The sequence below is a fragment of the Chitinophaga sp. genome, assembly GCF_036566945.1.
Classification (GTDB): Bacteria; Bacteroidota; Bacteroidia; order Chitinophagales; family Chitinophagaceae; genus Chitinophaga.
The window spans coordinates 1-3,910 of record NZ_DATCVJ010000111.1 but is presented as its reverse complement, the minus strand read 5'-3'; the positions used below and the strand labels follow the sequence as shown (position 1 = coordinate 3,910).

The following is a 3,910-nucleotide window of genomic DNA, read 5'->3' as shown; positions in this document are numbered from 1 at the left end:
TTCAATCTGCAGGAAACGCAGCATAAGATCGTAGACTATGATGTAGTAGATAGTTTGGGCGTGAAGCATACCCGCCCCTTAAACGTAAATGGGGTGTATAATATGAGCGGCACTATCCACCTGAGTTTACCTTTGCGTATGGTAGCGGGTACGGTCAACTTCAGCAGCAATGTAGGTTACAGCAAAACGAAACAGTTTATTAATGCGGCGCCAAATCATATTCGCACCTTTACGCTGGGGCCGGCAGTACGTTTTGATCTGAACCCTTCCAATAAAATAGATGTGTCTTTCAGCGGTGGTATAAACTACTACAAAACCGATTATTCTTTGCAGTCCGCCCTTAATACCGGGTACTTTTCGCAGCAGTATGAAGGAGAATTCAACTGGCAGTTGCCGGCTAACTGCTACTTTTCCAGCAACTTCACTTATACGATCAACAGCCGGCGTGCCGATGGTTTCAATACCAATGTTCCTTTATGGAATGCTTCTTTCAGCCGTCAATTTCTTCGCTTCAACCGGGGAGAACTGAAGCTGAGTGCTTTTGATTTGTTGAACAGAAATGTAGGTATTAGTCGCAGTACCAATCAGAATTATATTGAAGACAGCCGTACCAGGAATCTGCAACGTTTCTTTCAGCTGAGCTTTACCTATAGTCTGAGTAAAAATGGTCTTTCGACAACTGGCAGCCCACGTACGATTAACATCATGCGTTAAAACACGCTTTTCAAAAAAATGCTCCGGGAAAAATATTTTCCGGAGCATTTTTTTACCCGATGCGTTACTGTATGGTATGCATCATCCGTCCTCTTTCGTTACTCCGCTGCATGTCTGCCATCATCTTATCCCGTTCTTTGTTGAATTCCGCGGTGGTTACTTTCTTTCCTTTGGAGGGTGCTTTAATGCTGGCTACATCTACATTTGCAGATACTTCTTTTGCAGTGTAGATGATCCGGCCATCGTTAATACCGATCCCCAGGATCAGGCCGGGTAGCTGTCCCTGGTATTCAGGCCCGGCGGGTACCGGAATGGCGGGTGTAAACCAGGCCACGATATTGGACGTATCGGCTACTTCGGTTTGTTTTAGTTGCCCGTTTTCCATACTGGCGGAACTACGTTTACCAATACGTTGTGCTATGGCCTCCTGGCAGGGATAGTTAAGGATAGTGGACGTTTTGCCGGTTAACTTCCAGTTTAATTTGTGGATGCTGTCTGTAATAATATAATTCTTCGTACCAAATTCGCGTTGCTCGATGACCTGTGCAGTGGCAAAGTTATGATAGGTTACATCGTCGGCATCGGCTATCATCATGCGGAACGACACACCATCTTCGCGGGGACTGAATTCTTCGGGCCTGTCATCTTCCTTTGTGCGGCGCAGTGACTGGTCGTTACCAAACAGCACCTCCAGCTGATCCTTGTGCGACTGCGGCAGCATGGTCGCAGCGTTGGCATTCCCATCTCCTGCTATCCCCATCATATGCATTTCCATTTGCACAGTACGTTCATACAATACCCTGCCTTGTTGCTGTTGTGCATGGACAGCCGGCAGCAGAAATCCCATAGAAAATGTTAAAATTACTTTTTTCATACCCGTACGTTTTAGGGAATAAAGCTATTCCCTTCCTGCTGCAACGGAGGTTAACATGCCTTTACTTAATGTTAATTTAGGTTAATGTTCTCGCTGAAGGAGGAAAGTAAACGATACATTTGTCTTAGTATTACTATCAACATATGCGATACAAACTTTCCATCCCGGTAACGGCTATTTTGATTGCGTTAACAATTCTGCTCATTACGGCTTTCCAGGCTTACTGGCTGAGCAAAAATTACCGTGAAGAGGAGAAGTTGTTTACGAGTCGTACCAATATCCTTTTCCGGGAAACTATTTTCCGGTTGCAGGCGGCCAAGCTGAAACTGGATTCCAATTTCAGTCTCCGTATACAAGACCGGCAGGGCGTGATGCGTATTTCGAATGTGTTGACGGAAAGATACCGGGACTCTACCATGCCGAGAATGCCGATGCAAACCGTATCAGTTGTGGGTGGCGTGCCTGCCATACCAGCTGCAGCTGCCGGAACGATCGCATCAGGCTGGGCCCCCACCGCCGATCATGGTCGAGCCATGCCTGCTACCATGATGGTAGCACTAAAAGATCCTCCACCTCCTTTCCCGGAAAACGACTCCTTCAATGTAGCATATGTCACTAAAACAGCGCCCACAGTAAGGGTATATGATTTCCTGGCAGGAGTAGATTCCCTCCGGGACTCCATTACTGTAAAAGAAATTACAGATCGTTATCGTGCCGCACTGGATCGGGAAAAGATCAACACTGCTTTTGCTATTAATGTTATTCCGGTAGATACCACCAAAGTATTCACGACCTTCCCCGACGACCTCGAAGACAATGTGGTAACGATTGGTTTCACGCGGCCCCTGAGCTATGAGCTGTTATTTCAAAATAATACCTGGTACCTGTTGAGACGTATCAGTCAGCCGATCCTTGTTTCCGTGCTCTTATTAGGGGTTACTATTTTTTCTTTTTTACTTTTATATAGAAATCTGAAACAGCAGCAAAAGCTGGCGCAGCTTAAAAATGATTTTATCAGCAATATGACGCATGAACTCAAAACACCCATCGCCACGGTGAGCGTAGCGATTGAAGCACTGAGAAGTTTTGATGCGTTAGACGATCGGGAAACCACCAACGAATACCTGGATATATCTGCACAGGAAATACAGCGACTGGGTTTGTTAGTAGATAAAGTGCTGAAATTATCGATGTTTGAAAACAGGGAGATTGCCCTCAACAAAGAGCAATTTGATATCCGGGCGCTGGCCAGAGGCGTCATGGCTTCTATGAAGCTGCAATTTGAAAAACAGCTCACCATCACGGCTCTACAAACCACCGGTAATAATTTCATTATCACGGCGGATAAGCTGCATCTCACCAGTGTGTTGTACAATTTGCTGGACAATGCACTTAAATACAGTACTAAAAACCCGAATATCCTCGTTCATATTATTGACCATAAGCAGTTTCTTGAAATACGTGTAGTCGATCACGGTATAGGTATTGCGCAGGAATACAAAACTAAAATCTTTGAAAAATTCTTTAGGATACCCAATGGTAACCGGCATAACATAAAAGGCTATGGGCTGGGACTCAGCTATGTATCGCATATTGTACAACGTCATATGGGCTTTATAGAAGTAGAAAGTGAATTAGGCAAAGGCAGTACTTTTTCCGTTAAACTTCCTTTCGCAGAAGCGCCGGTGGTGTACTATGATAAAAATCGCCGGATCGTAAAGTTTAAAAACTGATGAGATGAACATTAAAGTTTTATACGTTGAAGATGAATTGTCGCTCGGAAAAATTGTAAAGGAAAGCCTCCAGCGGAGAGGATTTGAGGTGGTCATGGAAAGTGACGGCGCCAATGTACTGTCCCTTTTCAAACAGGTAAATCCTGCGGTATGCATATTGGATGTGATGCTGCCTAACAAAGATGGTTTTGAAGTGGCCGCAGAAATACGGGCCATTCATCCGGAAGTACCTATTCTTTTCCTCACAGCCAAAACACAAACGGCCGACCTGGTAAAAGGTTTCTCCATGGGCGGCAACGACTATATCCGCAAGCCTTTCAGTATGGAAGAACTGATTGTTCGTATCGAAAATGTATTGCGCAAAACACCCAAGGCGGTCGCCCCTCCGGCGGATCATATTAAACTCGGCAAGTTCCTGTTTTATACCAAACGGCAGGTGCTCAGCGGTGGCGGAGAAGAAAAAAAACTCTCCTACCGGGAAAGCGAATTACTTCGTTTACTATACGAAAAACGCGATGGCATCATCGACAGAAAAAGTATCCTCGACCTGCTTTGGGGGCATGATTCGTTTTTCAACAGCCGTAACCTG

The 3,910-nt window shown here is 45.2% G+C and carries 4 protein-coding genes; 3 read left to right on the top strand and 1 reads right to left on the bottom strand.

The window, feature by feature from the left end; all coding sequences use genetic code 11:
- The coding region (locus VIP81_RS03265) for an outer membrane beta-barrel protein (protein WP_331957045.1) at positions 1 to 714 on the top strand (714 nt) is incomplete at its 5' end.
- Positions 715 to 778: 64 nt separating this feature from the next.
- Here the strand turns inward: VIP81_RS03265 and VIP81_RS03260 are convergent.
- Complete coding sequence (locus VIP81_RS03260) at positions 779 to 1,588, bottom strand: GLPGLI family protein (protein WP_331957044.1); 810 nt, start codon at positions 1,586 to 1,588, stop codon at positions 779 to 781.
- Between the two features lie 143 nt (positions 1,589 to 1,731).
- On the opposite strand from VIP81_RS03260, the gene VIP81_RS03255 reads away from it, so the two are divergent.
- Positions 1,732 to 3,321, top strand: coding sequence for a HAMP domain-containing sensor histidine kinase (locus tag VIP81_RS03255; protein WP_331957043.1), 1,590 nt, complete (start codon positions 1,732 to 1,734; stop codon positions 3,319 to 3,321).
- A gap of 4 nt (positions 3,322 to 3,325) precedes the next feature.
- The coding region (locus VIP81_RS03250) for a response regulator transcription factor (RefSeq protein ID WP_331957042.1) at positions 3,326 to 3,910 on the top strand (585 nt) is incomplete at its 3' end.